The following is a 1,270-nucleotide window of genomic DNA, read 5'->3' as shown; positions in this document are numbered from 1 at the left end:
GTTTTACACGGTGCCGCCGCGACCTCGGTTCGCCACCTCGGTCGTGGCGCCGTGCCGACCCTCCTGTACCAGGGCGCCGCAGCGGACATCGAACCGGTCGCGAACGGTGTCCAGGGCGCGACGCTGGTGTTCGGCTTCGCGGCGGTGCGTGAGCGCGAACCGTGCCATGGCCTCCATCCGGCGTGGCAAGGGATACCAGCGATCGAAGTCGAGTCCGAAATCGCGATATACCGCGATCGGAACGTTGTCGTAGATGATGCCGGCGTTGTACAGGGTGAGTGTGAACAGCGTGTACGGGAGAACGGTTCTGGACTTGCTCGCCAGTTCCGGCACGTCGAGTTCGTAGAGCGGGGTGTCGCTGATCCGGTCCAGGAACATCAGGTGAGTCAGGAAGTAGCCGATCATCGAGGTCAGGTACATGGTGGCGGACCGGGGCTGGATCGACAGGACCGCTCCGCCGCTGGAGATGTAGGGCTCGTAGGGGTAATCGTGCCGCATCACGTAACCGGTGCAGTTCACTATCCAGCTGCCCGGCGGGACGGTCGTCGTCGCACCGCTGCGAAAGACCAGGCGTGTCTCATCGCGGTCGTCGACGGCATCAACGAGGTAGTCCATGACCACCCGGCGCAATCCCGCGGCGATCGTCGACTTCTCTGATTCCGACAGAATTCCCAGCAGGAAGCTGCCGGTCTCCGGGGTAACCCAGGTGCCGTATGCCGTGCGATGCCAGTCCCACAGTTCGGCCTCGTTGGTCCCGTCGAATCGGCGGCTGGATTCTCTGAGGAGCCTGCTGGAAAGATCACCGCCCCACCACCTTCGGGCACCGGCGGGGAAGAGCTTCTCGCGGCTGTGGAAGAACGTGCCCGACCCGGCTACGAGATTCACCTCGCGGCCGGGGTACTCCGTGATGAGCTCGAGTGCGGTGTCCATGGCAGTCTTGCCGCCACCGATGATCCATACCGGGGCAGCACTGTTTCGCATGTCGTCGCCGTGCAGATCGCAGAAGTCGGGCGACACCGACCGCACCCGCGTGCTGGAGACATCGAACGGCTCATTCGGTGCGATGCGGAACCCGTAGGCCTTGATCAGCCGCTTCGCCTCGACCACCACGGTCGCGCCGTCCGCGGACTCACAGGTGATCCGGACCATGCCCTCGGTCTCGTCGTGCGCGACCATGGTCCATCCGAAGAGCTCGTCGACCTGGACGCGCTGCTTGATCGTGTCGAGGCAATATTCTATGTGGTCGAGCACATAGGGGGTTGTCGCCACG

Annotated in this window: 1 protein-coding gene; it reads right to left on the bottom strand. The window is 64.0% G+C overall.

Annotated elements, in window-relative coordinates; all coding sequences use genetic code 11:
- Window positions 1-3: 3 nt before the first annotated feature.
- A partial coding sequence (locus tag ACFWPJ_RS33220) for a potassium transporter (protein WP_378857545.1) occupies window positions 4-1,270 on the bottom strand: 1,267 nt, incomplete at its 5' end.

Source organism: Nocardia sp. NPDC058497, from assembly GCF_042720195.1.
In the GTDB taxonomy this organism is placed as follows: Bacteria; Actinomycetota; Actinomycetes; order Mycobacteriales; family Mycobacteriaceae; genus Nocardia.
The sequence above is the reverse complement of the archived record's forward strand: the minus strand, read 5'-3'. Positions and strand labels throughout refer to the sequence as shown.